We start from the raw sequence: 25,562 nt of genomic DNA on the forward strand, positions 1-25,562 counted from the left end.
GTCGGCAACACGCTGTAGCGCCATGTCGACAAGTATCTCCAGCGACAGAACACGTTAGGCCTGCTCTAGGGCGGGAATCTGGCGCTCTGTCCGGAAACGCGGAGAATGATCTCCACTCGATCCGGTTAGGCCTCGATCCTGTTTGCGGATCTCAGCCGGGCGAAGCTCCGGGCGAGGAGTCGGGAGACGTGCATCTGGGAGACGCCGAGCTCGGCGCTGATCTGCGACTGGGTCAGATTGTTGTAGTACCGCAGGAGGAGGATCCGCTGCTCGCGCTCGGGCAGTTGTACGAGCAGGTGGCGGACCAGGTCGCGGTGTTCCACGCCGGCCAGCTCGGGGTCCTCGTAGCCGAGGCGGTCGAGCAGGCCGGGGAGCCCGTCGCCCTCCTGGGCGGCCTCCAGGGAGGTCGCGTGGTAGCTGCGGCCGGCCTCGATGCAGGAGAGCACCTCGTCCTCGCTGATGCGCAGCCGCTCGGCGATCTCGGGGGTGGTCGGGGTGCGGCCGTGCGCGGTGGTGAGGTCCTCGGTGGCGGCGTTGACCTGGACCCACAGCTCGTGGAGGCGGCGCGGTACGTGGACGGTGCGGACGTTGTCGCGGAAGTACCGCTTGATCTCGCCCACGACGGTCGGCATCGCGAAGGTCGGGAACTGCACCCCGCGCTCGGGGTCGAACCGGTCGATCGCGTTGATCAGCCCGATCGTGCCGACCTGGATCACGTCCTCCATGGGCTCGTTGCGGCTGCGGAAGCGGGCCGCCGCGTACCGGACGAGCGGGATGTTGGCCTCGATGAGGGCGCCGCGCACCCGGGAGTGCTCGCTGGTGCCCGGCTGCAGGTCCTTCAGCTGCCCGAACAGGACCTGGGTGAGCGCCCGGGTGTCGGCACCCCGGCTCTGCGGCCTGGGGGCGACCGGGGCCTCCTCGGGGGCCTCCTGCTGGGGCGGTACGTGGGATTCCGGCGCCGGGGGCTGCGCGAGGGACTCCGGCGCCGCGGGCTGCGCGTGGGGCTGCGCCGGGGCGGGCGGGGAGGCCTGGGGCGGGGCCTGGGGCGGGGCCTGGTGCGGAGCCGGCACCGGGGCCTGCGGGGACCCCTGGTGCGGGCCCTGGTGAGGAGCCTGTGGGGAGCCCTGGTGCGGAGCCCGTTCGGATTCCCGGTGCGGAGCCTGGCCGGTTTCCCGGTGCGGTTCCTGTGGGTGCTCCTGCTGCGGGTCCTGCTGGGGCGGCACCTCGGGCGCAGTACTGGCCGGCACGGTCACGCCACCCCTTCACTTCACGTCATCAACTCATCCGTCAAAAGCGGTCATAGCATCACAAGACATGTGCACTGTGTGCAAGCACCGTATATCGCCGTGTTGAGGGCAAGTTGGGCATAACAGGGCATCCTGCCCCGTATGTGGGAACGCAAAAAGCCCCCCACCCGTCGGAGTGGGGGGCCGGGAAGTCCGGAAACCGCTTCAGCGTACGGGTTCAGCGCACCAGTTCGGTCATGAACTCGCCGATCGCCGTTGCGGCATCCGAGATTCCTTGGAAGCCTATTTGCACCATATCGGCGGCTTTTTTGGGCTGAGTGATGATGACGAAGAGGACGAAGACGACGAGGGCGCCCGATATCAGCTTCTTGGTTTCCACGTGCGCTGTCGGCCTCCCCAACCGGTCCTGCAAGGTCGGGAGAGTCTAGCCGGTCGTGTTCGAACACTCACCTGGCCTTTAAGGACCAATGACCTGGCGGCACAGGCCCTTTGCCGGTGTGCCGGCGGCCCCGGACGGCGCAGTATTGAACACGAGCCCACCGGTTCTGGCAGGAAATCGGTGAGCGAGGGACAGGACCTCACTGCGGGGTCCGAGCCGCAAGCTTCCCCCCTGACTGCGGCTTGGACTGGCAGGTTCCGTCCTCATCGGGGGAAGTGGCTTGTCCCCCCGATGCCACTTCCCCCGTCCCAACCGTTGAAGGTCCCGACTCAGGTCGGGGCCTTCTTCGCGTTGTCCGCCGAACGGTGCGGGCTCCGTGGGCTCAGCGGGCTGCGGGCGCTGCGGGCTTGAGGTCCTGCCTACTCCAGCCCGCCGGCCAGGTCGGCGATCGGCTGGACCGGGGCGATCACGGGCGCGAGCTGGTTCGGCAGTTCCATCAGCTGGTTGAGCTGGTTCAGGCCGCCGCTGACCTGCCCGCCGATCTCCTGCACCGAGGACGGGCTCGCCCCGTCCGGCATGCCCTGCGGCGCCGGCAGGTCCGGAAGGGTGAGCGGGGAGATCGGGGCGGCGGAGGCGGCGGGAGCCGCGAGGCCCGCGGCGGCCCCCGCGAGGGCGATGGCGGCGAGGATGCGCTGGGTCTTGGTCATGCCGTGACAACGGCCGAGGGCGCGGGCAGTCACGCGGATGTCCCTCGGACGCCGGTAGCACCGCGCGCCCGGTGGTCCCGTAGGCCGGTGGTGCCGCACGTCCTGGGAAACGCCGAGAGCCCCGACCCTTGCGGGGCGGGGCTCTCGATCAGAGCGGTAGCGGTGGGATTTGAACCCACGGATAGCTTGCACCATCACACGCTTTCGAGGCGTGCTCCTTCGGCCGCTCGGACACGCTACCGAGAGAGAGCTTAGCCCAAGGAGACCCGTGCTCTGAAATCGATACGCGCGCCGGCCCTCAGAGCTCGCGGAAGAACTCCGTCAGCTGCCGCGCGCACTCCCCCGCGAGCACGCCCGCGATGACCTCGGGCCGGTGGTTGAGCCTGCGGTCCCGTACGAGGTCCCACAGCGACCCCGCGGCGCCCGCCTTCTCGTCGGACGCCCCGTAGACGACCCGGGCCACCCGTGACTGCACGAGCGCGCCCGCGCACATCACGCACGGCTCCAGGGTCACCACGAGGGTGCACCCCGGGAGCCGCCATTCCCCGAGGGCGGCGGCCGCCCGGCGCAGCGCCAGTACCTCGGCGTGCGCCGTCGGGTCTCCGGTCGCCTCCCGTTCGTTGTGCCCGGTGGCGAGGAGCTTCCCGTCCGGGCCGAGCACCACGGCGCCGACCGGCACGTCGCCGGCCGGCACCGCCAGGGCGGCTTCCCGGAGCGCCAGGCGCATGGAGTCCTGCCACGGGTCCCGTACGGGATCGGGTGCGTACGGGGTGGGCTGCGGGGTGTGGTGGTGCGCGGGAATCACTAGCGGACGGCCTCCAGGACCTCGGTGGCGCCGAGCGAATCGGCGATCTCCGAGAGCGCGTCCCCGTCCAGGGTCATCAGTTGTTTGTGGCTGACCCCGAGGTCGTCGAGCAGCCTGGGGTCGCCGAGCGGGCCGGCGGGTGCCGGTTCGGCTCCGGCCCGGACGTCCTCGTCCGCGTCGGTGTCGTCCGTGTCGTCCACGTATGCGTGGTCCCCCCCGTCTCTGGCGGCGGATCCGCCGTCCGGATAGGAGGCGATGACCTCGTCTTCGCCGTCCTCGGTGCCGTCGAGGTCCAGCTCGTCGAGTTCGTCGTCCTCGTCGTCCTTGCCGAGCAGCTCGTCGGTCAGCATCGAGCCGTAGGAGCTGCGGGAGGCGGCGGCGGCGTTGGACACGTAGTAGCGCGGGTCCTCCTCGCCGTCCACCCGGACGACCCCGAACCAGGTGTCCTCCTGTTCGATGAGGGCTACCACCGTGTCGTCGTCGACAGAGGCGGAGCGGGCGAGATCGATCAGATCACTCAGAGACTCGACATCGTCGAGTTCCATGTCGCTCGCTTCCCACCCGTCTTCGGTGCGCGCGAGCAGTGCGGCGAAATACACCGTGACTCTCCCACTGGTCATAGGCGTGCCGGTTGGAGTTCCCCCCGGCCGGAGGTGGGTGGGGGTGGAACGGCCTCCTGCTCGCCGTTTCGTACCCCGCCCAGTCGGCATCGTGGCAGAAACGGAGCCATTGCGAGAGGTCTTCCGCGCCGTGGCGCTGGCCGCGCGTGTTGTACGGGGCCTCGTGCCGGGGCCGGGACGGGGGCCGGACGGCGGCCGGACGGCGGGCCTACGGAGGCGCGGCGGGAGCTCGCCGGGGCCTCCGGCAGGGGCCTCACCAGCGGAAGGTGCGCATGCGCATCTGCTGGCGCATGCGGGCGGCGCGGGCACGCCTGGGCTGGACCCGGTCGCGCAGTTCCCGGGCTTCGTGCAGGTCGCGGAGGAACTGCGCGCGCCGGGCTCTGCGCTGCGCCGTCGTCTCCAGCGGCTCGTGATCGTCATCGGGCATGGGTCACCGCCCCTGGCTGGTCCGGTCCGGTCCGTCCCCCCGAACCCCCACCTTCCCTCGGACCGGCCGTTTGATGCCACCTTCTGTCACCACTCGGAGGGAATTCAGTCGGATTCCGACAATCCCGGCGACTCGGATGGCTCAGTCACGCGGACTCCTTCGGCGGCTCCTCCCGGGACTCCCCCGTGGATTCCCCTGTGGATTCCTCCGTGGATTCCTCCGTGGATTCCGACAGCGTCGGGACGATCGCCACCGGCCCGTGGGCGTGCTGCAGCACGGCGTTCGCGACCGAGCCGATCATCAGGGACCGGATGTGCCGGCGCGGGTGGTGGCGCCCCACGACGACCAGCGCCGCCGAGTTCGAGGTGGCGACGAGGCGCCCGGCCGCGTCCCCGGGCACCGCGGCCTGCTCGACGGGCACGGTCGGGTACTTCTCCCGGAACGGCGCGAGCCGCTGCGTCTGGGAGCGGAGCATCTCCCGCTCGGCCGGCACGGCGTTCTCGTCCTCCCCCACCAGCGCCTCCGGCGGGATCACCGCGAAGGGGCTGTCGATCACCATCGTCGGCGACGGCGGGATGCTGTACGCCGACACCACCTGCAGGGTGGTGGCCCGCGCGGCGGCCTCCGTGAACGCGAAGTCCAGTACGTTGTCGGGCGTCTCGGCGGCGTGCAGTCCCAGCACCACGCGCCCGGCCGAGGCCTGGGCGGCCGCGTCCACTCCGCGCGCTTCGTGCGCGACCACGACCACCGGGCAGGCGGCGCTGGTGGCCACGGCACGGCTGTTCGAGCCGAGCAGCAGCGCGGCGAAGCCGCCGCGGCCCCGGGAGCCCATCACCAGCATCCGGGCGCCCTCCCCGATGTCCCGCAGGGCCTCCGGGACGGAGCCCTCCAGGGACTCGTAGCGGACTTCGGAGGGCAGTCGGCCCCCTGCGGCCAGATGGGCCCGTATCCGCGCGCTGACGGGGTCCTCGGACTCTTCGGGCTCGGTGCGGTCGTACAGGGAGGAACGGCGTGCCGCGTACAGCTGGGCGCTGTCGGACAGGACGTGGGCGACGATGAGCCCGGTGCCGTGGCGCACTGCCGCAGCCCTGGCCCACTCCAGGGCCTTGAGGCTGTGTTCGGATCCGTCGACTGCGGCGATCACCATTGCGTGGGTCATCAGTCCAGCGTGCTGGGGGTCCGGGCGGGTCGCATCTCCAGGGGTTTGCGGGCGTGGCCGCCGCTTCGGGCGCGAAGGGGCGGGCGCAGCGCGTAGCCTTTTGGGTATGGGTCGCGTATTTGCGGCCGTTTTTGCAGGTGGAGCGGTCGCAGGTAGCGGCGTCGCAGGTCGCAGGTGAAAGCCCGGCAGCTGAGTCTTGGAGGATGTTGTGCGTTTGCAGGTCGTGGATCACCCGTTGGTGGCGCACAAACTCACCACCCTGCGCGACAAGCGCACCGACTCCCCCACCTTCCGGCGCCTCGCCGACGAGCTGGTCACCCTGCTCGCGTACGAGGCCACCCGGGACGTGCGCACCGAGCAGGCCGACATCGTCACCCCCGTCGGTCCCACCACCGGCGTGAAGCTCTCCTACCCGCGGCCGCTGGTCGTACCGATCCTGCGCGCCGGTCTCGGCATGCTCGACGGCATGGTGCGGCTGCTGCCGACCGCCGAGGTCGGCTTCCTCGGCATGGTCCGCAACGAGGAGACCCTGGAGGCCTCCACGTACGCGACGCGCATGCCGGAGGACCTCTCCGGCCGCCAGGTCTACGTGGTGGACCCGATGCTCGCCACCGGCGGCACGCTCGTCGCGGCGATCAAGGAGCTCATCAAGCGCGGTGCGGACGACGTGACCGCGGTGGTGCTGCTGGCCGCGCCCGAGGGCGTCGAGATCATGGAGCGAGAGCTGGCGGGCACGCCGGTGACGGTGGTGACGGCCGCGGTGGACGAGCGGCTCAACGAGCACGGCTACATCGTGCCAGGGCTGGGCGACGCGGGCGACCGCATGTACGGCTCGGCGGAATAGCCCGCGCACCACGTGAAGAGCCCGGCCCCCGCTGAGGGGCCGGGCTTTCTCTGTCAGTCGGCGGATCGGCCGGTCAGCACTTCTTCGCGGGCGGCGCGGGCTGGGGGTTGGCCAGGGCGGCCAGGGCCTTGTCCGCGTCGGCCTTCGGCGTGAGCTCCTTGAAGGCGTCGCCCAGGATCAGGTCGACGTCCGCGGTCTCGCGGGTGTCGGTCTGCTGGGTGGCGCCGGCGAGGTTGGTGCCGAGGACGGAGAAGACGGCCTTGTCCGTCTGCGGCGAGCCGACCAGTATCCCGGCGCCCGGGACCTTCTTGTCGAAGTCGGCGGGGGCGTTGCCGACCTTGCCGATGGCGAAGCCGCGGCTCTTGAGCTCGTCGCCCACGGCCTTGGCGAGGCCCGCGCGCGGGGTCGCGTTGTAGACGTTGACCGTGATCCCGCCGGGCGGCGGGAGGACGACCTTCGGCGCGGAGGCGGCGGCGGTGGAGCCCGCCTTGGGGGCGGGGGTGGCGCAGTCCTTGGCCGCGGCGGCGGTCTTGCGTTTGTCCGCGTCGCCGCCGAACACATCGATGAGCTGCACGGCCCCGTAAGCGATCAGGGCGAGCCCGATGATCGATCCGAGCACCAGGAGGACGATCCGGCGGCGGCGTCGAGGGCGGGACATGCGGGGGTAAGCCGCTCCCGTGACCTTGTACTTTCCGCCCATGCCAGGGGGAGTGAGCATGCTCATGTGCGCAGCGTAATGCCGACCGCTGCCGATGCCCACTGAATCATCTGTTGATAGGGCAAGACCGACCCGAAAGGCGCAACCGGGACCTATCCGGCACCCGGGAAGGGTGGATCAGCCCAGTTCGAGGACGCGCGCGTGCAGGACCTGGCGCTGCTGGAGCGCGGCGCGGACGGCGCGGTGCAGGCCGTCCTCCAGGTACAGGTCGCCCTGCCACTTCACGACGTGGGCGAAGAGGTCCCCGTAGAAGGTCGAATCCTCGGCGAGCAGCGTTTCGAGGTCGAGCTGGCCCTTGGTGGTCACAAGCTGGTCGAGCCGGACCGGGCGCGGGGCGACATCCGCCCACTGCCGGGTGGTTTCCCTGCCGTGGTCGGGGTACGGCCGCCTATTTCCGATGCGCTTGAAGATCACACGGAAAGCCTACCGGGCAGGGGCCTGCGGGCGCAGCCTTGCGATGACGGTGCAAAGGTGGCAAATAGGCTATTTCGGGAGTGATATATGAGCCAGAGCACCGACCCCGCGTCCCCCGCCGGCCAGATCGCCGCGGGGTACGCCTTCACCGGCCCCGCGCTCGATCTGGGGGCCCTGCTCTGGGACGGGGCCTGCCTGCCGGAGCACCAGATCCGCATCCCGCTGTCGATGCTCAACCGGCACGGACTGGTCGCGGGAGCCACCGGAACGGGCAAGACCAAGACGCTGCAGCTCATCGCCGAGCAGCTGTCGGCCAACGGCGTTCCGGTCTTCCTGGCGGACATCAAGGGTGACGTCTCGGGGATCTCCGCGCCCGGTACGGCCAACGAGAAGATCGGGGAACGGGCCAAGGACGTGGCCCAGGATTGGGAGGCCACCGGATGCCCCGCCGAGTTCTACTCGCTCGGCGGCATCGGCCCCGGAATCCCGCTCCGGTCCACCGTGACGAGCTTCGGCCCGGTCCTGATGTCCAAGGTGCTCCAGCTCAACCAGACGCAGGAACAGTCGCTGGGGCTGATCTTCCATTACGCCGACACCAAGGGCCTGGAGCTGATCGACCTCAAGGACCTGCGGGCGGTCGTCGCGTTCCTGGTCTCGGACAAGGGAAAGCCCGAGCTCAAGGGCATCGGAGGACTCTCCACGGTGACCGCCGGAGTGATCCTGCGGGCGCTCACCGCCTTCGAACAGCAGGGGGCCGCGGAATTCTTCGGAGAGCCCGAATTCGACACCAGCGAATTCCTCCGGACGGCGGCGGACGGGCGCGGGCTGGTCTCCGTACTGGAGCTCCCGGCGGTCCAGGACAAACCGCAGCTCTTCTCCACCTTCCTGATGTGGCTGCTGGCGGACCTGTACACCGACCTTCCGGAAGTCGGCGATCTGGAGAAGCCCAAGCTGGTCTTCTTCTTCGACGAGGCGCACCTGCTGTTCAACGGGGCCTCGAAAGCCTTCCTCGAAGCCATCACGCAGACGGTCCGGCTGATCCGTTCCAAGGGCGTCGGCGTCTTCTTCGTCACCCAGACCCCGAAGGACGTGCCGGCCGACGTGCTGGCGCAGCTCGGCAACCGGGTGCAGCACGCGCTGCGCGCCTTCACCCCGGACGACGCGAAGGCGCTGAAGGCGACGGTGAAGACCTTCCCGAACTCCGACTACGACCTGGAAGAGCTGCTGACCCAGCTGGGGACGGGCGAGGCGGTGATCACGGTGCTCAGCGAGAACGGCGCGCCGACGCCGGTGGCGGCGACCCGGCTGCGGGCCCCCCAGTCGCTGATGGGGCCGATCGACGCCGGCGCGCTGGACCAGGCGGTGAAGTCCTCGCTGCTCTACTCGCGGTACGCGGAGCCCGTCGACCGGGAATCGGCGTACGAGAAGATCAGCGCCGAGCAGGCCGCGGCGGAGGCGGAAGCCGAGGCGGCGGCGGCCGCCGCGGAGGCGGAGAAGCAGGCGAAGGCGGCAGCGAAGGCGGCGCCGAAGCCGGATCCCTCGCTGGCGGAGCAGGTGGTGGGCAGCGGGCTCTTCCGCTCCCTGGCCAGGTCGATCGGTACGCAGCTGGGCCGCGAGATCTCCCGGTCCATCTTCGGCACGGCCAGGCGGCGCCGCTGACCCCGCTCGGGGGATCCGTACCTGAGGCCCTGTCCGGCCTGCGAGACTCGGAGCATGCGGACCGAACTCACCGATACGACCTCCAGCAAGGTCAACCGGGCCCTGCTCGACGCGCGACGGGCCGTCGGGAGCCCCACGATGGGGCTCGTGCTCAACCTCCTCGTCGCCACGGACGAGGAGAACGCCTACGACGCCGTCCGCGCGGCCTCCGAGGCCTCGCGCGAGCACCCCTGCCGGATCATCGCGGTCATAAAGCGCACCGCCCGCGGCTCGCAGAGGCTGCGGCAGAACCGGCTCGACGCCGAGCTGCGGGTGGGCTCCGACGCCGGATCCGGGGAGATCGTGCTGCTCCGGCTGCACGGGACGCTCAACGAGCACGCGGGCTCCGTGGTGCTCCCGCTGCTGGTGCCGGACGCGCCCGTGGTGGCCTGGTGGCCCGCCGAGGCACCGGCCGCGCCGGCCCGGGACCCGCTGGGCGCCCTCGCGCAGCGCCGGATCACGGATGCCGAGGCGGCCGACGACCCGGTCGCCGCGCTCGACGTCCGCGGCGGTGCCTACGAGCCCGGGGACACGGATCTGGCCTGGACCCGGCTCACCCCGTGGCGCTCGCTGCTGGCCGCCGCCCTGGACCAGAAGCCGCTCCCGGTGACGGGCGCGGCCGTGGAGAGCGAGCCCGGCAACGCGAGCTCCGAGCTGCTGGCCCGCTGGCTGGAGGACCGGCTCGGCGTGCCCGTGGAACGGGTGGCGACCGAGGGCCCGGTCATCACCCGGGTCCGGCTGTCGACCACGGCCGGGGAGATCCGCGTGGACCGCCCGGACGGGGTCCTGGCCACCCTGCTCCTGCCGGGCAGCCCCGACCGCAAGGTGGCGCTGAAGATCCGCAGCAGCGCCGAGCTCATCGCGGAGGAACTGCGACGGCTCGACGCCGACGAGATCTACGCTTCGGCGCTGCGCTTCAGGCGGCCGGCCCAGGCGTCGCTCTCCGCGTAGTGGTTGTCGTAGACCGGCTGGCTGTCGATGATGTCCTGCACCGTGGCCTCGCCGGCCCGCACCCGGCCGAGCAGCCGGTAGTAGTCGAAGCGGCCCATGCCGGGGGTGAAGCCGACGAAGACCTCGGCGGTGGAGTCCGCGGCCGGGGCGAAGGCGTGCTTCACACCGGGGGGCACGGCGAGGAAGTCGCCCTTGGTCAGGGTGTGTATCTCGTCGCCGAGCAGGACGTCGAGCGAGCCGTCCGTGACGTGGAAGAACTCGGTCGCCTTGGTGTGGAAGTGCACCGGGGCACCCGCCGCGCCGACCTCGAAGGTGGCCGTGTTGCAGGTGAGCTCGGCGGTGTCGGTGAGCAGCGTGATGAGGCTGCCGGGGCCATCGGAGATGATTTCGGCACTGGCGGCGCGGGTCAGGTTCTCAGTCATGATCCCGAGCTTAGGGGCAGGGTCTGACAACGGGCGCGACACTCGCCCGAACTGTCAATTCCGTTTACTGGAACCGCTGGTGGCCGCTTTCTCCGCCTTCGCGGCGGCCTTCGCCTCCTGCTTGTGCGCCCGTACCTTGGCCAGTGACTCCGGACCGGTGATGTCGGCCGCCGACCGGTAGACGTTCGCCGGCCCGTACCCGCCGGCCGCCTCGCGCCATCCGCGCGGACGCACCCCGAACCGCTTGCCGAGCAGCGCCAGGAAGATCTGCGCCTTCTGCTCCCCGAAGCCGGGCAGGGCCCGCAGCCGCGCCAGCAGCTCGGCGCCGGTGTCCACGCCGGTCCACACCGCCGCCGCGTCCCCTTCGTAGTGCTCCACCAGGTACGCGCACAGCTGCTGCACCCGCTTCGCCATCGAGCCCGGGTAGCGGTGCACGGCCGGCTTCTCGGAGAGCAGCGCGGCGAAGGCCTCCGGGTCGAAGGCGGCGATCGCGTGCGCGTCCAGGTCGTCGGAGCCCAGGCGCCGGGCGATCGTGTAGGGGCCCGAGAACGCCCATTCCATGGGTACCTGCTGGTCCAGCAGCATCCCGACCAGCGCGGCGAGCGGGCTGCGGCCCAGCAGCTCGTCGGCCTCCGGCTGCTGGGCGAGCCGGATGGTGACGCTCTTGTTCTTGTCGTCCATGCACCCAGGGTCCCGCGCGGCGGTGCTCCCCGCGCGATTGTCAGACCCCGCGCCTAGCGTTGAGTACCGAGACGGGTCACGTCGTACACGACACGGGAGTCGATCGATCATGACTGAGTTCACGGAAGGCGCGCCCTGCTGGGTGGACGCGATGTTCTCCGACCTGGAGGGCGCGAAGACCTTCTACGCCGACGTGCTCGGCTGGACCTTCGGGGAGTCCAGCAGTGAGTACGGCAACTACACGCAGGCCTACTCCGACGGCAAGGCCGTCGCGGCCGTCGTCCCGCCGATGCCGGGGGCGGAGGGCCATTCGCAATGGTGCCTCTACCTCGCCTCGCCCGATGCCGCGGCCACGGCCGCGAAGATCAAGGCGGCCGGCGGCGAGCTCCTCATGGAGCCGATGCAGGTCGGCTCCTTCGGCACGATGGCCATCGCGAAGGAGCCGAGCGGCGCCGTCTTCGGCGTCTGGCAGCCGGGCGACCACAAGGGCTTCGAGAAGATCGGCGAGGCGGGCGCGTACTGCTGGGCCGAGTTCTTCTCGCGCGACGTGGCCAAGCCGGACGCGTTCCTCCCGCAGGTCTTCCCGTACGGAACCCAGCAGATGGACCTCGGCGACGACCCCGAGACGGCCGGGATGGACTTCAAGGTCTTCAGCCTGGGCGGCCCGGAGAACCCGGTGCTGGGCCGGATGAACATGGGCACCGACTTCCCGCCGCAGATCCCCTCGTACGTCCAGGTCTACTTCGCCGTCCCGGACTGCGACGAGGCGGTCGCCAAGACCCAGGCCCACGGCGGCAAGCTGCACTTCGGCCCGATGGACAGCCCCTTCGGCCGCTTCGCGGCGGTGGCGGACCCGCAGGGCGCGGCGTTCGCCGTGATCGACGTGGCGAAGACGGTCGGAGAGATGCCGAAGTTCTCCTGACGGGCGGAGCGAGGCGGGGAGGAGCGGGGGCCCCGTCGCCCCCGCACCCTCGTGCGCCCTACGCGGCGAAGCCGAGGGCGAAGGCGGCGACCACCGGGGCCATGTAGAGCACCGGGAAGGGGGCGTGGGCGTAGGCCCGGGCCCGGAGCACGGTGAGCACGGCGCCGGTGTAGTAGACGACCAGGCCGATGCCCGCGGCGACGCCGACGGCAGGGACGAAGAGGCCGGCCAGCAGGCCCAGGGCCCCGGCGGCCTTGGCCGCGCCGAGCGCGGTCCACCAGGCCTGGGGGACCCCGTACTGCTCCATGGCCTCCACGACCCACGGGGCGCGGCGCAGGAGCGAGTACCCCGAGAAGCCCGACATGGCGGCGGCGAGTACGGCGACGACGGTGGCGGCGATGTCCATGAGGGGCTCCTCGGTAGGCGGTGTCGCGTCCGGCGGTGCGGACGGGATTTTTTCTTCCTCACCGCACTGACCCGCGCCACCGCACGGATGTGACAGGAACCGCGAAGAGAACCCCGAAGATTCTTTTCCCGGCGCACCGGCCAGCCGCCCGGGTGGTTCCGGGTGGCGGATGCGAGGGGCTGAACGCAGGCCGCTCCGAGGCCGCCTAACTTCGATCTTGTGCGGTTCTCCCCGGGCCGTACGAACGGAACTTTCTACATAAGAGGTCGAACCACTCATGAGCCTGAGCATCCGCAACCAGATCGCCGGCACCGTCACCTCCGTCACCTCGGGCGAGGCCATGACGACGGTCAAGGTCCGCCTGGAAGGTGGCCAGGACATCACCGCCGCGATCACCACCGACGCCGTCAAGGACCTCGGCCTCGCCTCGGGCTCCTCCGTGAAGGCGCTGGTCAAGGCCACCGAGGTCGCCCTGGCCACCGGCGTTGTCGACGGCATCTCCATCCGCAACCAGATCCCCGGCACCGTCGTGGACATCGCCACCGGCGGCGCCATGGCGTCCGTCAAGGTGGACGTGAACGGCGGCGGGCTGACCGCCGCCATCACCAAGGACGCCGTGGAGGCGCTCGGCCTGGCCGCCGGGTCCTCCGTCGTCGCGCTGATCAAGTCGACCGAGATCTCCCTCGCGACGGCCTGAGGCCCCTGCTCTACAGCCCCAGGCTCGGCGGAGACAGCGCGCCGAACCACACGTGCGTGACGGCGCTGACGTAGCGCGCCCCGCACCGGTCCGAAGGGACCACCAGCTGCGCACCCGCCTCGTCGAGGTCCTCACCGTCGAGGCGGGTCGCCAGCAGTACCGGGCTCGCGCCGAAGTCGGCGTCCAACTCGGCCCAGGACAGCATCGAATGGTGCCCGTCCCCGCCGGTCACGGCGAGCAGGAACCGCGAACGGTCCTTGCGGCGGCGGACGTCGAAGGCCGGGCCGGCGGCCGAGATGACCTCCCGGAGCAACGGCCCCTCGAACACGTGGTGCTGCGGACCGTTCGTCGCGCAGTCGAAGGTGACCGCGGCCCGGTGCTGTGCCCAGTCCCGCAGGTCCGCGACGCTGAGCGTCGCCGGGTGGTCCAGGTCTCCGTGCAGCATGAGTTTGGCCATGGGTCACTCATGCCCGGCTGCACGTCTCCGGGAACCTCGTATGCAAGGTTCGGAGCTTGATATGAGCCGCACCTATGCATCTGATAGTCGATTCTACCTGGCAGATTCGAGTTCGCCGAGGTGTCAGGCCGCGGCGCCGTGCCGGACCAGCCGTTGACCAGGCGGTTCACGTGCGGCCGCCCGCCTCGTGGATCCTCTGCCAGACCACGTCCCGTGTCACCGGGAGCTCCGTGAAGCGGATTCCCGTCGCGTCGCGCAGCGCGTTGGCGAAGGCCGGGGCCACCGGGTTGAAGGGGCTCTCGGACATGGACTTGGCACCGAGCGGGCCGATCGCGTCGGAGGTTTCCATGAAGTGGACTTCCGTACGCGGGACATCGGCGTACTGCGGGAGCCGGTAGCGGCGGAAGGCGGCCGTGGTGACCTCGCCGCGCCCGTCCACCCGTACGGTCTCGAAGAGGGTGGCGCCGAGGGCCTGGGCGACGCCGCCCTCGACCTGGCCGCGGCACTGCATCGGGTTCATGACCTTGCCCGCGTCGGCCGCGTGGACGCTGCGCAGGATCCTCATCTCGCCGGTGTCCGGGTCGACTGCGATGCGGAACCACTGGGCGTTGAAGGCCACCGAGCGCGGGGAGCCGCCCCAGTGGCCGTCGGCCGCGATCTCCTCCAGCCGGCCCGTGTCGTACGCGGCCTCGTACAGCTCCTTGAGGGTGACCAGGCGGCCCGCGCAGTCGAAGGCTTCGGCGGACAGCTTGCACAGGTGCCGGGCCGCGCCGGTGTGGCGGGCGGCGAAGGTGGTGAGGCGCTCGGCGAGGGAGTCGGCGGCCAGCATGACCGCCTTGCCCGCCACCACCGTGCCGGCCGAGCCGAAGGCGCCGGTGTCGTGCCGGACCACGTCGGTGTCGGACTGGCGGACGGCGATGCGGTCGACCGTGGTGTTCAGGGCTCCGGCGGTGATCTGCTTGTGGACGGTGGTGGTGCCGTTGCCGAACTCGGCCGTGCCCACGGCGATGTCGTACGTCCCGTCCCGCAGCAGGCTGATCCGGGCGTCGGCGTAGTGACCGCCGGGAGGTCCGGTCGCGATCATCGCGACCGCCGTGCCCTGACCCGTGAGCCAGCCCTCGGGAACGTCCTCGTGGCTGCGGTCCTCGGCGATGGCCTTGCGGACGACGTCCATGCACTGCTTCATGCCGTACGAGGCGATGAAGAGGTCCTCCTCATGGCCGATCGGGGTCACCATGTGGTCGCCGGGGCCGATGACGTTCTTCTCGCGCAGGACGAGCGGGTCCATGCCGAGCCGGACGGCGAGCTCGTCCATCACCGATTCGAGGGCGAAGAGCACCTGGCCCAGGCCGTAGCCGCGGAAGGCGCCGGCGGGCACGCCGTTGGTGTAGACGGAGTAGGCCTCGACCTCCTTGTTCGGGGCCTTGTAGACGGCGAAGGACTCGCCGACGCTGTGGAACATCACCGCCGGGCCGTGGTTCCCGTAGGCGCCGGTGTTGGAGACGACCCGGATGCGGAGCGCGGTGAGGGTGCCGTCCGCCTTGGCGCCGATCTTGATGGTGATCTTGAAGGGGTGGCGGGTGGTGGCCCCGTAGAACTGCTCGGCCCGGGTGAATTCGAGTTTCACCGGGCGCCGCAGTTTCAGGGCGGCGAGCACCACGATGTCCTCGGTGAGCATTTCCTGCTTGCCGCCGAATCCGCCGCCCACGCGGCTCGCGACGACGCGGACCTCGTCCTCGTTCAGGTCGTAGAGGGCGCACAGCGCTCGCCGGGTCAGGAACGGTGCCTGGGTGGAGGAGCGGACGGTGATGCGTTCGCCCGGTGAGCCGTCCTCCTTGGGCTCGAAGTACGCGACGCTGCCGTGGGTCTCCAGGCTGGCGTGCTGTACGCGCTGGGTCTGGAAGGTTTCCTCGTAGACGACATCTGCTTCCGCGTAGCCCTTCTCCATGTCGCCGAGGGTGTTGTGGACCTCGCCGCACACGTTGTTCTCGGCGCGGAAGATGCCCGACTCGGGTCCCTTGGGGTGGATGACCGGGGCGCCCGGGAGCATGGCCTCCTCCGGGTCGATGACGTACGGGAGTTCCTCGTACGTGACCACCACGCGGCGGCACCCCTCCTCCGCGGCCTGCTCGGAGTCGGCGACGACGGCCGCCACGCGCTGGCCGACGAAGCGGACTACGTCGTCCAGGACCCGGGTGTCCATCGGGTCCTCGGTCGGGTGCTCGTGACGGGCACTCGAATAGAGCCGGTCAGGGGCGTCGTGGTGGGTGAGGACCGCGTGGACGCCCGGGACCCGGAGGGCTTCGCGGGTGTCGATGGAGACGATGCGGGCGTGCGGGTGCGGGGAGCGCAGCAGCTTCATGTGGAGCAGGCCGGGGACGTCGACGTCGAAGGTGTAGCGGGCGGTGCCGGTGACGACCTGGGGGCCGGCGGGGGCGCCGAGGCTCTTGCCGACGGCCTGCCCCGCCTCCGGGGTTTCGACGTGCTTCACCCCGCGTACGGCGTCCTCGATGGCGCGGTAGCCCGTGCAGCGGCAGATGTTGCCCTTGAAGGCGCGCGGGAGGTCGTCGAGCTTGCCGTCGTCGTGGGCGGTGCCCCGCTCGGCCTGGAGGGCGGAGGTGGTCATCAGGAACCCGGCGGTGCAGAAGCCGCACTGGAAGCCCTGGGCGTCGAGGAACTGCTGCTGCGCGGGATGGAGTTCGCCGCCGGGCGAGCACAGCCCCTCGACGGTGGTGACCGAGCGGCCCTCGGCGCGGACGGCCGGGTAGAGGCAGCTGTGGACCGGCTGCCCGTCGACGTGGACCGTGCAGGCCCCGCAGTCGCCCTGGTCGCAGCCCTTCTTCACGCCGAACCAGCCGCGCTCGCGGAGGTAGGTGCGCAGGCACTGGCCGGAGCGGGGCTTCTCCTCGAAGCGCCGCTTGTTGATCTCGATCTCGTAGCTCATCGGGAAACGCCCTCCAGCGTGAGTTCGGCCCGGATCTCCTCCGCCAGGCGCAGGGCCATGTGGCGCCGCCAGGCGGGCAGTCCGTGGATGTCGTCGAACCACTCCTCAGGCCGGACGGCGGAGTCGATCGCCGCCCGCAGCTCGGCGGCCGTGGGCGGCAGCGCGAACCAGAAGCGGAACGGTCGGGTCGTCGCGGCGGAGACGGTGACCGTGAGGGAGCCGTCGGCGGGGTCGGACGCGCCGATGACGAGGGCGCCGGAGCGGCCGAGCCCGTAGAGGGAGGCCTGGCGGAAGGCGGTTCGGCAGTCCAGCGCGCGGGCGGGCAGGCGGACCGAGCGGAGCAGCTCGCCGTCGCGGAGGTCCTTGACGCCGGCCCCGCGGATGAAGTCGGTGACGGGCAGGCGGCGGGTGGCGCCGTCCTGGCCCTGGAGGAGGACGGTGCCGTCGAGGGCGGCGGTGAGGGAGATCATCGGACCTGCGGGGAGGCCGTTGCAGAGGTTGCCGCCGACGGTCGCCATGTTCCAGATCTTGAAGCTGGCGAGGAAGGCCCGGCAGCACTGTTCGAAGAGCGGCGCGGCCGTGGCGGGCAGGGTCCGGCCGAAGCGGGACAGCTCGGTGATGGTGCAGGTGGCGGCGATGTCGAGGGAGCCGTCAGGCTGCCAGGACAGGGGTGGCCAGCCCATTCGGGAGAGGTCGACGAGACGGCGGATGTGGGGCTGGGGCTCGGAGAAGAGGTACGTGCCGCCGCCGAGCCAGGCGTCACCCGGACGCCAGGGTTCGCGGCGGCGGGCGTCGCGTACGTCGAGCACCGTGTTGAGGTCCATTTCCCGCCATCCTTTCCGTCGTTGTCTCGTCGCCGGCTCGTCGCCCGCGTGCCGCCCGCCCGTGGGTTTTCGCCGTTTTCCGTCGTCCCGTCAGTGAAACAACGCGCCGGGGGCGGGGGCGACTGGTCCCCGCCACGGAAAAACACCAGGGCCGACGGGGCCTGCCTGGTGAATCATCCAAGAGGCTGTTCGGAGGGTTGCCCTTGCATTTACCATGGCTAGCCTCATATTCGCCTCGCGATTGTGGGCTGCCACCCGCCGCAAGGAGTCCCTGTCATGCACGTCCTCGACCTGCTCCAGTCCGACAACCTCGGCCTCACCCTGCTCTGGGGCGAGCAGTCCCTTCTCGGCCAGGAGGTCAGTGGGGTGACCGCCACCGACCTGGAGGACCCTGGCCGGTTCCTGGGCCCCGGGGAGCTCGTCCTCAGCGGCCTCGTGTGGTGGCGTCCGGGGGCCTCGGCGGCCGCCAGGACCGACCGGTTCGTCGCCGCACTCGCCGACGCCGGAGCGCGGGCGCTGCTGGCGGGCGAGGAGACCCACGGAGGGGTGCCCGAGGAGCTCGTCGCCGCCTGCCGGGCCCACCGGATGCCGCTGGTGGCGGTGCCCGCGCGGACCAGCTTCCGGGCCGTCACCGAGGCGGTGTACCTCCGCCAGTGGGGTGACCTCAGCCGGCGCCCGACCCGGCACTTCGCGCTCCCCGAGAACGTGCGCAGCGAGCTCAGCGGACTCCTGGAGGGCGGAGCCGGGCCGGCGGAGCTGCTGGACCGGGCGTGCGCGCACCTGGGCCGGCTGCCCTGCTACCTGCTGACCGCGAGCGGCCGCACGGTGGCCCGTACCCCGTCCGCGCCCGCGATCCCGGCCCAGCGGGCCGCCTCCGCCGCGAAGGGCGGGGTCTCACTGGGCGTCGAGGCCGAGGGTTCCCCGTACGACGCCTGGCTGCTGCACGTCCCGGACGCGGACGCGGCGCCGCCGCGGGTGCTCCACGAGATCGCCGAGGTGTTCGCGCAGTACCGCGACGGCCGGGCCCGCCGGGTGGCCGCGCGACGGGCCGCCGGACGGGACCTGCTCGCCCTGGTGGCGGCCGAGGCCGAACCGGACCTCCTCGGCGCCGCGCTCCAGGCGGCCGGACTGCCCGCGGGGGGTCCGTACCGGGTGGTGGCGGCGACCGACGGCGATGCGCTGGCGGAGGCGCTGGGGCACCTGGAGGGGGTCCGGTGGGCGGCGGGGCCGGGCGGGGCGGTGCTGTACGAGGGCCCGGACGGGGGCGACGCCACCGCCAGGCCCGACACCACCGCCAGGCCTGACGCCACCGCCAGGCCCGACACCGCCGATCTCACCGACCGGCTGGGCACCGTATGGCCGCTGCTCCAGGCGTGCGCCGACCCGGGGGCCGACCTGCGGCTCGGCGTGGGCGCGCGGACGGCTTCGGCCGACGGGCTAGGCGCGTCACTGTGCCAGGCGCGCTTCGCGCTGACGGCAGCCGACGCGGTGGTCCCGGTCCGCGGGGTCGAGCGGCTGGACACCCTGAACGAACTGCTCGCGGGGGTCCCGCCGGAGGTGCGCGGAGTCTTCGGGGCGCGGACGCTGGGCTCGCTCGGGGACGGGATGCTGCGGGAGACGCTGGAGGTGTTCCTCGCGAACAACTGCTCGTGGACGCGTACGGCGGAGGCGCTGCACCTGCACGTGAACACGGTCCACTACCGGATCGAACGGGTGGAGGCCCTGACCGGCCGCGACCTCTCGCGCCTCGACCACAAGCTGGACCTGTACGCGGCGCTGCGCTGCTAGCCGTTGCCGTTGCCGTAGGGCGGGCCCTAGAAGGCCAGGTCGATGTGCACGTCCGTGGACTTCACCCGAGCCGTCACGGTGACCCCGACCGCGATGCCGAGCTCCTCGACCGACTCCCGGGTCACCACGGAGACGAGGCGGTACGGGCCCGACTGGACCTCGACCTGGGCCGCGACCTCGTCGAGCCGGACGGCGGTGACGATCCCCGCGAAGGAGTTGCGCACGGAGGTGGCGGCGGCCGTCTGCGGCACCGGATGCAGACCCGCTGCCCGCTCCTTGGCGAAGGCGGCGAGGGCGACCCCGTCGACGGTTCGTGCCCCGTCGGACGACCGGCGCGCGGGCAGCCGGCCCCCGTCGGCCCAGCGGCGGACGGTCTCGGGGCTCACGCACAGCAGGCCGGCGGCCTGCCCGATCGAGTACGAGGGCACGCGCGCAGCCTAGTGCTGCGACCGGAAGGGTTCACCGGGTCGCGGGGCGGCTCTCGGGATAGGCCACAAGGCCACAAAGGGGGTAAAGGCGGCAGTTGGCGTAGCGTCGTAAGAGCGACCAGGAATTGGCCGCGGCATGTGGAAGAAGGGTGCCGCCGATGTCCGTCCCGTCCGACCAGCCTGCCCCGCCCGTCCCGCCCGTCCTCCCCCTCCTCGTCGGGTTCGACGGGTCCGCCCGGAGCCTCGCCGCCGCCCGGTGGGCCGCCCGTGAGGCCCTGGCCACCGGGGCGCCGCTCCGGCTGCTCCACGTGGGCCAGGCCTGGCCGACCGTCCAGCCGATCTCGGTGGAGTTCCAGCCCGTGCTCGGCGAGGGCGAGCGCGCGGCGAGGACCGTACTCACGGCCCTCGCCGAGGAACTCCGCGCCACCCACCAGGGCCTGACCGTCGAGGCGGCCACCGCCGAGGGCGGACCCGGCAACGAGATCCCGCGGGCGGCCGCGCAGGCGCACGCCGGGCTGATCGTGCTCGGCGCGAGCGGCGAGGCCCGCCACCACGTGGCCCCGGGGCTCGGCTCCACCGCCCTGCACGTGGCGGGGCGCGCCGAGGTCCCCGTCGTCCTGGTACGGGAACCCGCCGAGCGCGCACCGCACGGACACGGGGTCGTCGTGGGGGTGGAGCCGGCGGGCGACCATGCCGCGGTGCTCGACTTCGCCTACGCCTGGGCGGCCCGCCACGACCTCCCGCTGCGCGCGGTGCACGCCGTGCAGACGGACCCGGCGGACCCGCAGGAGCTCGAAGCGGCGGTGGCCGCGGCCGGAGCGCGCTACCCGGGGGTGCGCACCGAGTGCGTGACCCGCCACGGCGACCCGGCGCGGCTCCTGCTCGACGAGTCCGCCGAGGCCGACCTCTTGGTCGTGGGCCGCCGCCACCACCGCCCCCTGCACGGCATGGGCCCCACGGACCACGCGGTGGCCCACCACGCCCACAGCCCGGTGGCCCTGATCCCGCACGGCTAAGCCGTCCCTGCCGTCTGTTCAGCCGCGCACGAACCGGCGGTCGGCCTCGGAGACCCGTTCCCGGGGGCCGGCCGAGCGGAGCACCACGTCGAGGACGCGGCCCGGATCGGCGGCGTAACAGTTCGAGAACCAGGCCATGTTGGCCTCCACGACGACCACGGTGCCGCCGGCGAAGCCGACGTCGACGGTCACGGCACTCGGCAGGGTGTCATCCGCTGCCGCGAGCAGCCGGGCCGCGAAGGCGCGTACCTCCGCGGCCCGCGGGTCCTCGTCCAGCGGGGCGGGATCCAGCCGTCCGTGGACGGCGTAGCGGCTCCCGGCGGCGATCTCCCCGTCCAGGAGGAAAAGCCGGTATTCGGCGGCGAAGTCCACCACCCCGGAGACCAGCACCGGGGTGTCCGGCGGCAGTTCGGGCAGCTCGGCGCCGTCCGCGTACACAGCGGCCGGGAAGGACTTCTCGCGCGGCGGCTTCACGAAGGCCGGCCCCCGCAGCGCCGCCCGCGCCTCTCCCAGGCTGCTCAGCCGGATCCCGCGCCCGGTGGCCCACTCCGGCAGCCCGGCCAGCCAGTCGTCCGGCGGCTCCAGCAGCCCGATCCCGAGCGCCCCGGCCACCCGCGCCCCGGCCGCGGGCCCACCGCACCAGTACACGACCCGCCCCGCCAGCCCCCCGAGCTCGGCGTCGAGCCCCCGCACCTCCATCCCCCGCCGCCCGGCCGCCTCACCGAGCAGCCCGGCGGTCGTGGTCCGCTGCCCGGGCACCAAGAACACCGCATCGTCCATGGGGCCATGGTGATCGCAGACCGGGCGAACGGGAAGGCAGACGGCCCCCTCACCGCCGCAGAAGCACGATCACCGACCCCCACATCGTCAGCAGTACGTTGCCCAGGGCGTACGGCACCGTCGTTCCCAGGGCCGGGATCTGGCTGCGCGCGCGTTCCGTCAGGGCGCCCAGCGCGGCCGTCGTGGTCTGGGCTCCGGCCAGGGCGCCGAGCAGGATCGGGAGGGGGAGCCGCTGCACGAAGTGCCCGTAGGCGAATCCGGCCAGCAGCGGCACGCTCGTCACGGCGGCGCCCCAGAGCAGCAGCGGCCAGCCGGCTTCGCGCAGGCCCGGGACGAAGCTCGGGCCCGCGTTGAGGCCGACGACCGTGACGAACACGCACAGGCCGAGCGTGCCCATCAGCCACTGCGCGGCCGACGGCAGGTTCCCGTACGTGGGGTACTTGCTGCGGATCCAGCCGAAGACCAGCCCCATCAGCAGCGCCCCGGTGGAGGTGGACAGCGACAGTGGAGCACCGGCCGCGTGCAGCGCCGGGATGCCGAGGCAGCCGCCGAGGAAGAGCCCGAGCGCGATCCAGACCATGTCCGTCGCGAAGCTGGTCGGCACCGGCTTGCCGAGCTCCGCCGCGGCCGCCTCCACCCGGCTGCGCGGCCCGGTCAGGACCAGGGTGTCGCCCCGCTCCACGGTGCTGTCGAGGCGGACCCGCAGGTCGGCGCCGGCCCGCCAGTGTTCGTCGACGAAGACCCCCGGCATGAACTGCTCGTGGCGCAGGGTGCGGATGGTGCGGCCGCTGAGGTTCCGGTCGGTGATGACCACGTGCAGGGACTCGGTGCGGTAGGCGAGCAGCTCGAAGTCGTCCGTCTCCATCCCGATGTGCGTGCGCGCGTCGTACGCGACGAGGTCGCCGCGGACCGCGCTGACGGCCAGGACGTCCCCGATCTCGACGCGGGTGTCCGGAGTGTGCTCCAGGATCTCCCCGCCGCGCCGCAGCCGGGTGATGTAGAGCCGCCGCCCGGCGGCCTTCTGTTCCGCCTCGAAGTCCCCGATCGTGCGCCCGGCGAAGGCCGCCACGTCGACGGCGTACGCGCGCAGCACGTGCTTGTAGTAGCCCTCCCCGGCGTCGGGGTCGTCCTCGGCGGCCTCCAGATCGGCGGCGAGCACGGCGCTCTCGGCCGCGAGGTCCCGGCGCAGGAGGCGGGGCAGGAACCCGGCGAGGAGCAGCGCGGGCAGGACCGTACCGAGGGGGTACGTGACCGCGTAGGCGACGGCGATCAGATGCGACTGGTCCCGCGCCTCGGCCGCGCCGACCCCGGGCAGGTGGGCGATGGCGTCGGAGCCGACGCCGATGACGGCGGACTGGGTGAGGCCGCCGCCGAGCAGCCCGGCGGAGAGCCCGGGCCCGTAACCGGCGAGGGTGGCGAAGGCCCAGGCGGAGGCGAGTCCGGTGACGCAGACGATCAGGGCGAGGACGACCTGGGGGAGGCCGTCCTTGCGCAGGGCGCGGAAGAACTGCGGGCCGACGTCGTAGCCGAGGGCGAAGAGGAACATGAGGAAGAAGACGGACTTGATCGGACCGTCGATCTCCACCTTGGCCTGGGAGCCGATGACCAGGCCGGCGACGAGGCATCCGGTGACGGCGCCGAGCGCGATGGACTTGTAGCGGAGGCGGCCGAGCAGGAAGCCGACGGCGATCGTCAGGAAGATGAGCAGCTCGGGGTAGGGCCGGAAGATCTCCGTCCTGAGCCAGTCCATCCACGCCACCCGCACCCACCCGCTTCCGCCCGGCCGCGTGCCCGGCCGCATGCCCGGCTGCGGACCCGTCGGTGCGCCCGCGCGACCTCCTGGCCGTCTCGGGAAACGGTATGTGCCGGTTTGCCCACCCGCATGTCCAGCCCGCCGGCGCACCGGCAGGCCGGCGGGTCAGCGGGCGACCCGCTCGGCGAGGTACTGCTCCCAGGTGCGTCGGCCGAGCGCCTGACCCGGGGCGGTCAGATGGCCGGCGCGCCAGGCGGCCCCGACCTTCCCGGGGACGTGGACGGGAAGGACGGCGCGGCGCTTGCCCGCGGCGCGCAGCCAGTCCCTGGCGAGGCCGGCGGCCGGGTACACGGTCGGGCCCGCGAAGTCGGGTACGCGGCCGGCCGGGTCGCCGAGGGCCAGTTCGACCAGCCGGTCCGCGACCTCGCCCGCGTCGGCCGGCTGGCAGTCGGTGCGGGAGGGCACGAGGACCACCGGGAGCTTGGACAGGGCCCCGAGGGCGAGGTCGAGCAGCGCCGGGAACTGGGTGGCCCGCAGGTTGGTCCAGCCGATCCCCGAGGCGGCGAGCACCTGCTCGCCCTCCAGCTTGACCCGGTAGTACGGGTAGGGGATCCGGTCGACGCCGACGATCGAGATGTTGACGACGTGCTCGACGCCGGCCCGCTTCCCGGCTTCCAGCAGGTGCCGCAAGCCCGGGAGGTCGTTCTTGAAGTGCCGGAGGTCGCTCGCGCAGTGGATGACCGTGACGACGCCCGCGAGTGCCTCGTCGAGTCCGGCGCCGGTGGTCAGGTCGCCGGTGTACCAGTCCACGCCGGCGTCCTCGGGCAGCGCGGTCCTGCGCGTGAGCGCGCGCACCGGGCGGCCGGTGCGGCGGACCCGCTCCAGCACCTCGCGGCCGAGCATGCCCGTCGCTCCGGTCACCATGATCGTGTCGTTCTTCATCAGTCTCGGCCTTCCGAATCCGCTGTCGCTGCCGCCGCCGTCGGCCCCGTTGCCGGCGCCGTCGGCGTCGCCGTCACTGATGAAGAACCGGCGGGTCAGTCGTTCCGTGACAACTCTCGGAGCTGAGTTGCGAGGAAGGCGAGTTTGTCCGGGTTCAGGACGAGCCGGATGCCCGTGATCCCGCCCTCGCCGAGCTCCAGCGCCCCGAACGCCGTCAGTTCGCCGTCCGCCCAGCTGACCACCGCCGGAACGCCGTTCGCCTCGGCGAACCCGATCTGCGCGCCGTTGACCCACCGGGAGAACAGACCGACGAGGAAGCGGGCCGCGTTGTCCCGCCCGGCCACCGGCCGGCTCGCCGCACTCGCCTTGCCGCCGCCGTCCGACCAGACGACGACCTGGTCGGAGAGGAGCTGCTCCAGCTGCTCCATCGCCCCCTCGGACGCGGCGGCCAGGAACCGGGCGAGCAGCTCGTCGTCCTGCTCCCGCGAGCTGGTGAACCGCGGCCGGCCGTCGGTCAGGTGCTGCTTGGCCCGGCGGTAGAGCTGGCGCGCGTTCGCCTCGGAGCAGTCGAGTACGCCCGCGATGTCGCGGTGGCTGTAGTCGAAGGCGTCCCGCAGCACCACGGCGGCCCGCTCGGGGGCCGACAGCCGCTCCATCATCGTCAGCACGGCGAACGACACCGAGTCCCGCTGCTCCGCCGTCTCCATCGGCCCCAGCGCCCCGGCACCGGTCCCCACCGGCTCCGGGATCCAGGGCCCGAAGTACTCCTCGCGCTGCACCCGGGCGGAGGTGAGCCGGTTCAGGCACAGGTTGGTGACCACCTTGGCCAGCCACGGGCCCGGCGCGGCCACCTGACCGGGCTCGACGCCGTGCCAGCGCAGGTACGCGTCCTGCACGGCATCCTCGGCCTCGGCCGCCGAGCCGAGCATCCGGTACGCCAGCGAGAACAGCCGCGATCGATGGTCCTCGAACTCCTGTGCCGTATCCATGGCCCCACGCTAGCGAGCACCCCCGGCTCGGGCTCCTGAGGGCCGACGGCGACGGAAGCCGCGACGGAAGCCGAGACGGGGGAACGCAAAGAGCCCCACCGCAAGCGGTGGGGCTCTTCAACGTATTGCCCGGTGAGAGCAATGGCGGAGGATACGAGATTCGAACTCGTGAGGGGTTGCCCCCAACACGCTTTCCAAGCGTGCGCCCTAGGCCACTAGGCGAATCCTCCGCGGCAAACAATACAAGACGTTGAGGGGTGCTCGCGAACGTGATCGTCGGGTGGGCTCTGGCGGGGGTCCGGGTCGGGGTCCGGGTCGGGGTGCGGGTCGATTCCGGGGCCCTCCATCCGCTAGGGTGGGGCCCAGCCCCTCACGTGGCGCTATCTCACCCAACTCCCCCAGGGCCGGAAGGCAGCAAGGGTAAGTGGGCTCTGGCGGGTGCGTGGGGGGCGCTTTGCGTTCCCGGAACGGGTCGGGCCGGCCGGGCCGCTCAGCGGGAGCGCGCGCGGACCACGGTGGACCGGGCGGGTCTGCGGGCCGCTGT

27 protein-coding genes, 2 tRNA genes and 1 other RNA gene are annotated in these 25,562 nt (G+C 71.9%); 8 read left to right on the plus strand and 22 right to left on the minus strand.

Annotation, left to right across the window (positions count from 1 at the left end):
- Positions 1-125: 125 nt before the first annotated feature.
- The 8 genes from OG276_RS19000 to OG276_RS19035 all read right to left on the minus strand — a co-directional run bounded on the left by OG276_RS19000 (position 126) and on the right by OG276_RS19035 (position 5,344).
- Positions 126-1,070, minus strand: a complete 945-nt coding sequence (locus OG276_RS19000) for an RNA polymerase sigma factor SigF (protein ID WP_266912922.1) — start codon at positions 1,068-1,070, stop codon at positions 126-128.
- 394 nt (positions 1,071-1,464) lie between these two features.
- Positions 1,465-1,626, minus strand: a complete 162-nt coding sequence (locus tag OG276_RS19005; protein ID WP_214954785.1) for a hypothetical protein — start codon at positions 1,624-1,626, stop codon at positions 1,465-1,467.
- Positions 1,627-2,045: 419 nt separating this feature from the next.
- A complete protein-coding gene (locus OG276_RS19010) occupies positions 2,046-2,366 on the minus strand; it encodes a hypothetical protein (protein ID WP_266907058.1) in 321 nt (106 codons plus the stop codon).
- Between the two features lie 121 nt (positions 2,367-2,487).
- Positions 2,488-2,574, minus strand: a tRNA-Ser gene (locus tag OG276_RS19015).
- A gap of 57 nt (positions 2,575-2,631) precedes the next feature.
- Positions 2,632-3,060, minus strand: coding sequence for a tRNA adenosine(34) deaminase TadA (gene tadA / locus OG276_RS19020; RefSeq protein ID WP_266912924.1), 429 nt, complete (start codon positions 3,058-3,060; stop codon positions 2,632-2,634).
- A 77-nt stretch (positions 3,061-3,137) separates the two neighbouring features.
- Positions 3,138-3,737: a hypothetical protein gene (locus OG276_RS19025; RefSeq protein ID WP_266907060.1), complete on the minus strand. Its 600-nt coding sequence runs from the start codon at positions 3,735-3,737 to the stop codon at positions 3,138-3,140.
- Positions 3,738-4,011: 274 nt separating this feature from the next.
- Entirely contained in the window at positions 4,012-4,185 is a 174-nt protein-coding gene (locus OG276_RS19030) for a hypothetical protein (RefSeq protein ID WP_243341832.1), read from the minus strand.
- Between the two features lie 145 nt (positions 4,186-4,330).
- The gene (locus tag OG276_RS19035) at positions 4,331-5,344 is read right to left on the minus strand and encodes a universal stress protein (RefSeq protein WP_266907064.1); all 1,014 of its coding nucleotides are present in this window, start codon (positions 5,342-5,344) and stop codon (positions 4,331-4,333) included.
- A gap of 208 nt (positions 5,345-5,552) precedes the next feature.
- Between OG276_RS19035 and upp the strand changes: the two genes are divergently transcribed.
- Positions 5,553-6,188, plus strand: coding sequence for a uracil phosphoribosyltransferase (gene upp, locus OG276_RS19040; protein WP_250738518.1), 636 nt, complete (start codon positions 5,553-5,555; stop codon positions 6,186-6,188).
- Between the two features lie 73 nt (positions 6,189-6,261).
- Here the strand turns inward: upp and OG276_RS19045 are convergent, their stop codons facing one another.
- Both OG276_RS19045 and OG276_RS19050 read right to left on the minus strand, forming a co-directional pair.
- A complete protein-coding gene (locus OG276_RS19045) occupies positions 6,262-6,912 on the minus strand; it encodes a LytR C-terminal domain-containing protein (RefSeq protein ID WP_266907068.1) in 651 nt (216 codons plus the stop codon).
- 111 nt (positions 6,913-7,023) lie between these two features.
- Positions 7,024-7,320 (minus strand): type II toxin-antitoxin system VapB family antitoxin, encoded by a 297-nt coding sequence (locus OG276_RS19050; protein ID WP_112446725.1) that lies wholly within the window; start codon positions 7,318-7,320, stop codon positions 7,024-7,026.
- Positions 7,321-7,407: 87 nt separating this feature from the next.
- On the opposite strand from OG276_RS19050, the gene OG276_RS19055 reads away from it, so the two are divergent.
- Both OG276_RS19055 and opcA read left to right on the plus strand, forming a co-directional pair.
- On the plus strand, positions 7,408-8,979 hold the full coding sequence (locus OG276_RS19055) for a helicase HerA-like domain-containing protein (protein WP_266907072.1): 1,572 nt from the start codon (positions 7,408-7,410) through the stop codon (positions 8,977-8,979).
- A 54-nt stretch (positions 8,980-9,033) separates the two neighbouring features.
- Entirely contained in the window at positions 9,034-9,969 is a 936-nt protein-coding gene (gene opcA / locus OG276_RS19060) for a glucose-6-phosphate dehydrogenase assembly protein OpcA (RefSeq protein WP_266907074.1), read from the plus strand.
- On the opposite strand, the gene OG276_RS19065 is transcribed toward opcA, so the two are convergent.
- On the minus strand, positions 9,915-10,391 hold the full coding sequence (locus tag OG276_RS19065; RefSeq protein ID WP_266907076.1) for a cupin domain-containing protein: 477 nt from the start codon (positions 10,389-10,391) through the stop codon (positions 9,915-9,917). The genes opcA and OG276_RS19065 overlap by 55 nt on opposite strands.
- Positions 10,392-10,445: 54 nt before the next feature.
- A complete protein-coding gene (locus tag OG276_RS19070) occupies positions 10,446-11,072 on the minus strand; it encodes an HhH-GPD-type base excision DNA repair protein (RefSeq protein ID WP_266907078.1) in 627 nt (208 codons plus the stop codon).
- A gap of 109 nt (positions 11,073-11,181) precedes the next feature.
- Here OG276_RS19070 and OG276_RS19075 point away from each other — a divergent pair, with 109 nt between their 5' ends.
- Positions 11,182-11,994 (plus strand): VOC family protein, encoded by an 813-nt coding sequence (locus OG276_RS19075; protein ID WP_266907080.1) that lies wholly within the window; start codon positions 11,182-11,184, stop codon positions 11,992-11,994.
- Between the two features lie 58 nt (positions 11,995-12,052).
- Here the strand turns inward: OG276_RS19075 and OG276_RS19080 are convergent, their stop codons facing one another.
- Positions 12,053-12,400: a DoxX family protein gene (locus OG276_RS19080; protein WP_266907082.1), complete on the minus strand. Its 348-nt coding sequence runs from the start codon at positions 12,398-12,400 to the stop codon at positions 12,053-12,055.
- Between the two features lie 277 nt (positions 12,401-12,677).
- On the opposite strand from OG276_RS19080, the gene OG276_RS19085 reads away from it, so the two are divergent.
- Positions 12,678-13,097 carry a molybdopterin-binding protein gene (locus OG276_RS19085; RefSeq protein WP_266907084.1) on the plus strand — a complete coding sequence of 140 codons (420 nt, stop codon included), beginning with the start codon at positions 12,678-12,680 and terminating at the stop codon, positions 13,095-13,097.
- A 10-nt stretch (positions 13,098-13,107) separates the two neighbouring features.
- On the opposite strand, the gene OG276_RS19090 is transcribed toward OG276_RS19085, so the two are convergent.
- The 3 genes from OG276_RS19090 to OG276_RS19100 all read right to left on the minus strand — a co-directional run bounded on the left by OG276_RS19090 (position 13,108) and on the right by OG276_RS19100 (position 17,322).
- On the minus strand, positions 13,108-13,554 hold the full coding sequence (locus OG276_RS19090) for a molybdopterin-dependent oxidoreductase (protein ID WP_266907086.1): 447 nt from the start codon (positions 13,552-13,554) through the stop codon (positions 13,108-13,110).
- A 166-nt stretch (positions 13,555-13,720) separates the two neighbouring features.
- Positions 13,721-16,498, minus strand: coding sequence for a molybdopterin-dependent oxidoreductase (locus OG276_RS19095; protein WP_266907088.1), 2,778 nt, complete (start codon positions 16,496-16,498; stop codon positions 13,721-13,723).
- A complete protein-coding gene (locus OG276_RS19100; RefSeq protein WP_266907089.1) occupies positions 16,495-17,322 on the minus strand; it encodes a xanthine dehydrogenase family protein subunit M in 828 nt (275 codons plus the stop codon). The genes OG276_RS19095 and OG276_RS19100 overlap by 4 nt, the downstream gene beginning before the upstream one ends.
- 276 nt (positions 17,323-17,598) lie before the next feature.
- Here OG276_RS19100 and OG276_RS19105 point away from each other — a divergent pair, with 276 nt between their 5' ends.
- Positions 17,599-19,110, plus strand: a complete 1,512-nt coding sequence (locus tag OG276_RS19105; protein WP_266907091.1) for a helix-turn-helix domain-containing protein — start codon at positions 17,599-17,601, stop codon at positions 19,108-19,110.
- A 26-nt stretch (positions 19,111-19,136) separates the two neighbouring features.
- On the opposite strand, the gene OG276_RS19110 is transcribed toward OG276_RS19105, so the two are convergent.
- A complete protein-coding gene (locus tag OG276_RS19110) occupies positions 19,137-19,538 on the minus strand; it encodes a molybdopterin-binding protein (RefSeq protein ID WP_266907093.1) in 402 nt (133 codons plus the stop codon).
- A gap of 158 nt (positions 19,539-19,696) precedes the next feature.
- Between OG276_RS19110 and OG276_RS19115 the strand changes: the two genes are divergently transcribed.
- On the plus strand, positions 19,697-20,554 hold the full coding sequence (locus OG276_RS19115; protein WP_266907095.1) for a universal stress protein: 858 nt from the start codon (positions 19,697-19,699) through the stop codon (positions 20,552-20,554).
- Positions 20,555-20,572: 18 nt separating this feature from the next.
- Here the strand turns inward: OG276_RS19115 and OG276_RS19120 are convergent, their stop codons facing one another.
- From OG276_RS19120 to OG276_RS19140, 5 genes are all read right to left on the minus strand, one after another.
- Positions 20,573-21,334 (minus strand): ATP-grasp domain-containing protein, encoded by a 762-nt coding sequence (locus tag OG276_RS19120; protein WP_266907097.1) that lies wholly within the window; start codon positions 21,332-21,334, stop codon positions 20,573-20,575.
- A 49-nt stretch (positions 21,335-21,383) separates the two neighbouring features.
- The gene (locus OG276_RS19125) at positions 21,384-23,084 is read right to left on the minus strand and encodes an aspartate:alanine exchanger family transporter (RefSeq protein ID WP_266907099.1); all 1,701 of its coding nucleotides are present in this window, start codon (positions 23,082-23,084) and stop codon (positions 21,384-21,386) included.
- A 168-nt stretch (positions 23,085-23,252) separates the two neighbouring features.
- Positions 23,253-24,029 carry an SDR family oxidoreductase gene (locus tag OG276_RS19130; RefSeq protein ID WP_266907101.1) on the minus strand — a complete coding sequence of 259 codons (777 nt, stop codon included), beginning with the start codon at positions 24,027-24,029 and terminating at the stop codon, positions 23,253-23,255.
- A gap of 95 nt (positions 24,030-24,124) precedes the next feature.
- Positions 24,125-25,018 (minus strand): RNA polymerase sigma-70 factor, encoded by an 894-nt coding sequence (locus OG276_RS19135; protein ID WP_266907103.1) that lies wholly within the window; start codon positions 25,016-25,018, stop codon positions 24,125-24,127.
- Between the two features lie 142 nt (positions 25,019-25,160).
- Positions 25,161-25,248 (minus strand) — tRNA-Ser (locus tag OG276_RS19140).
- 131 nt (positions 25,249-25,379) lie between these two features.
- On the opposite strand from OG276_RS19140, the gene ffs reads away from it, so the two are divergent.
- Positions 25,380-25,478: signal recognition particle sRNA small type (gene ffs, locus OG276_RS19145), an RNA gene on the plus strand.
- Positions 25,479-25,562: the final 84 nt, after the last annotated feature.

The sequence above is a fragment of the Streptomyces sp. NBC_00086 genome, from assembly GCF_026343255.1.
GTDB lineage: Bacteria > Actinomycetota > Actinomycetes > Streptomycetales > Streptomycetaceae > Streptomyces.

Excerpts from the sequence above, each read along its gene's own strand:
- tadA (WP_266912924.1), bottom strand. The coding sequence starts at position 3,060 with ATGCGCCTGGCGCTCCGGGAAGCCGCCCTGGCGGTGCCGGCCGGCGAC.
- OG276_RS19030 (WP_243341832.1), bottom strand. The coding sequence starts at position 4,185 with ATGCCCGATGACGATCACGAGCCGCTGGAGACGACGGCGCAGCGCAGA.
- OG276_RS19035 (WP_266907064.1), bottom strand. The coding sequence starts at position 5,344 with ATGACCCACGCAATGGTGATCGCCGCAGTCGACGGATCCGAACACAGC.
- OG276_RS19045 (WP_266907068.1), bottom strand. The coding sequence starts at position 6,912 with ATGAGCATGCTCACTCCCCCTGGCATGGGCGGAAAGTACAAGGTCACG.
- OG276_RS19055 (WP_266907072.1), top strand. The coding sequence starts at position 7,408 with ATGAGCCAGAGCACCGACCCCGCGTCCCCCGCCGGCCAGATCGCCGCG.
- opcA (WP_266907074.1), top strand. The coding sequence starts at position 9,034 with ATGCGGACCGAACTCACCGATACGACCTCCAGCAAGGTCAACCGGGCC.
- OG276_RS19065 (WP_266907076.1), bottom strand. The coding sequence starts at position 10,391 with ATGACTGAGAACCTGACCCGCGCCGCCAGTGCCGAAATCATCTCCGAT.
- OG276_RS19070 (WP_266907078.1), bottom strand. The coding sequence starts at position 11,072 with ATGGACGACAAGAACAAGAGCGTCACCATCCGGCTCGCCCAGCAGCCG.
- OG276_RS19075 (WP_266907080.1), top strand. The coding sequence starts at position 11,182 with ATGACTGAGTTCACGGAAGGCGCGCCCTGCTGGGTGGACGCGATGTTC.
- OG276_RS19080 (WP_266907082.1), bottom strand. The coding sequence starts at position 12,400 with ATGGACATCGCCGCCACCGTCGTCGCCGTACTCGCCGCCGCCATGTCG.
- OG276_RS19085 (WP_266907084.1), top strand. The coding sequence starts at position 12,678 with ATGAGCCTGAGCATCCGCAACCAGATCGCCGGCACCGTCACCTCCGTC.
- OG276_RS19090 (WP_266907086.1), bottom strand. The coding sequence starts at position 13,554 with ATGGCCAAACTCATGCTGCACGGAGACCTGGACCACCCGGCGACGCTC.
- OG276_RS19095 (WP_266907088.1), bottom strand. The coding sequence starts at position 16,498 with ATGAGCTACGAGATCGAGATCAACAAGCGGCGCTTCGAGGAGAAGCCC.
- OG276_RS19100 (WP_266907089.1), bottom strand. The coding sequence starts at position 17,322 with ATGGACCTCAACACGGTGCTCGACGTACGCGACGCCCGCCGCCGCGAA.
- OG276_RS19105 (WP_266907091.1), top strand. The coding sequence starts at position 17,599 with ATGCACGTCCTCGACCTGCTCCAGTCCGACAACCTCGGCCTCACCCTG.
- OG276_RS19115 (WP_266907095.1), top strand. The coding sequence starts at position 19,697 with ATGTCCGTCCCGTCCGACCAGCCTGCCCCGCCCGTCCCGCCCGTCCTC.
- OG276_RS19120 (WP_266907097.1), bottom strand. The coding sequence starts at position 21,334 with ATGGACGATGCGGTGTTCTTGGTGCCCGGGCAGCGGACCACGACCGCC.
- OG276_RS19125 (WP_266907099.1), bottom strand. The coding sequence starts at position 23,084 with ATGGACTGGCTCAGGACGGAGATCTTCCGGCCCTACCCCGAGCTGCTC.
- OG276_RS19130 (WP_266907101.1), bottom strand. The coding sequence starts at position 24,029 with ATGAAGAACGACACGATCATGGTGACCGGAGCGACGGGCATGCTCGGC.
- OG276_RS19135 (WP_266907103.1), bottom strand. The coding sequence starts at position 25,018 with ATGGATACGGCACAGGAGTTCGAGGACCATCGATCGCGGCTGTTCTCG.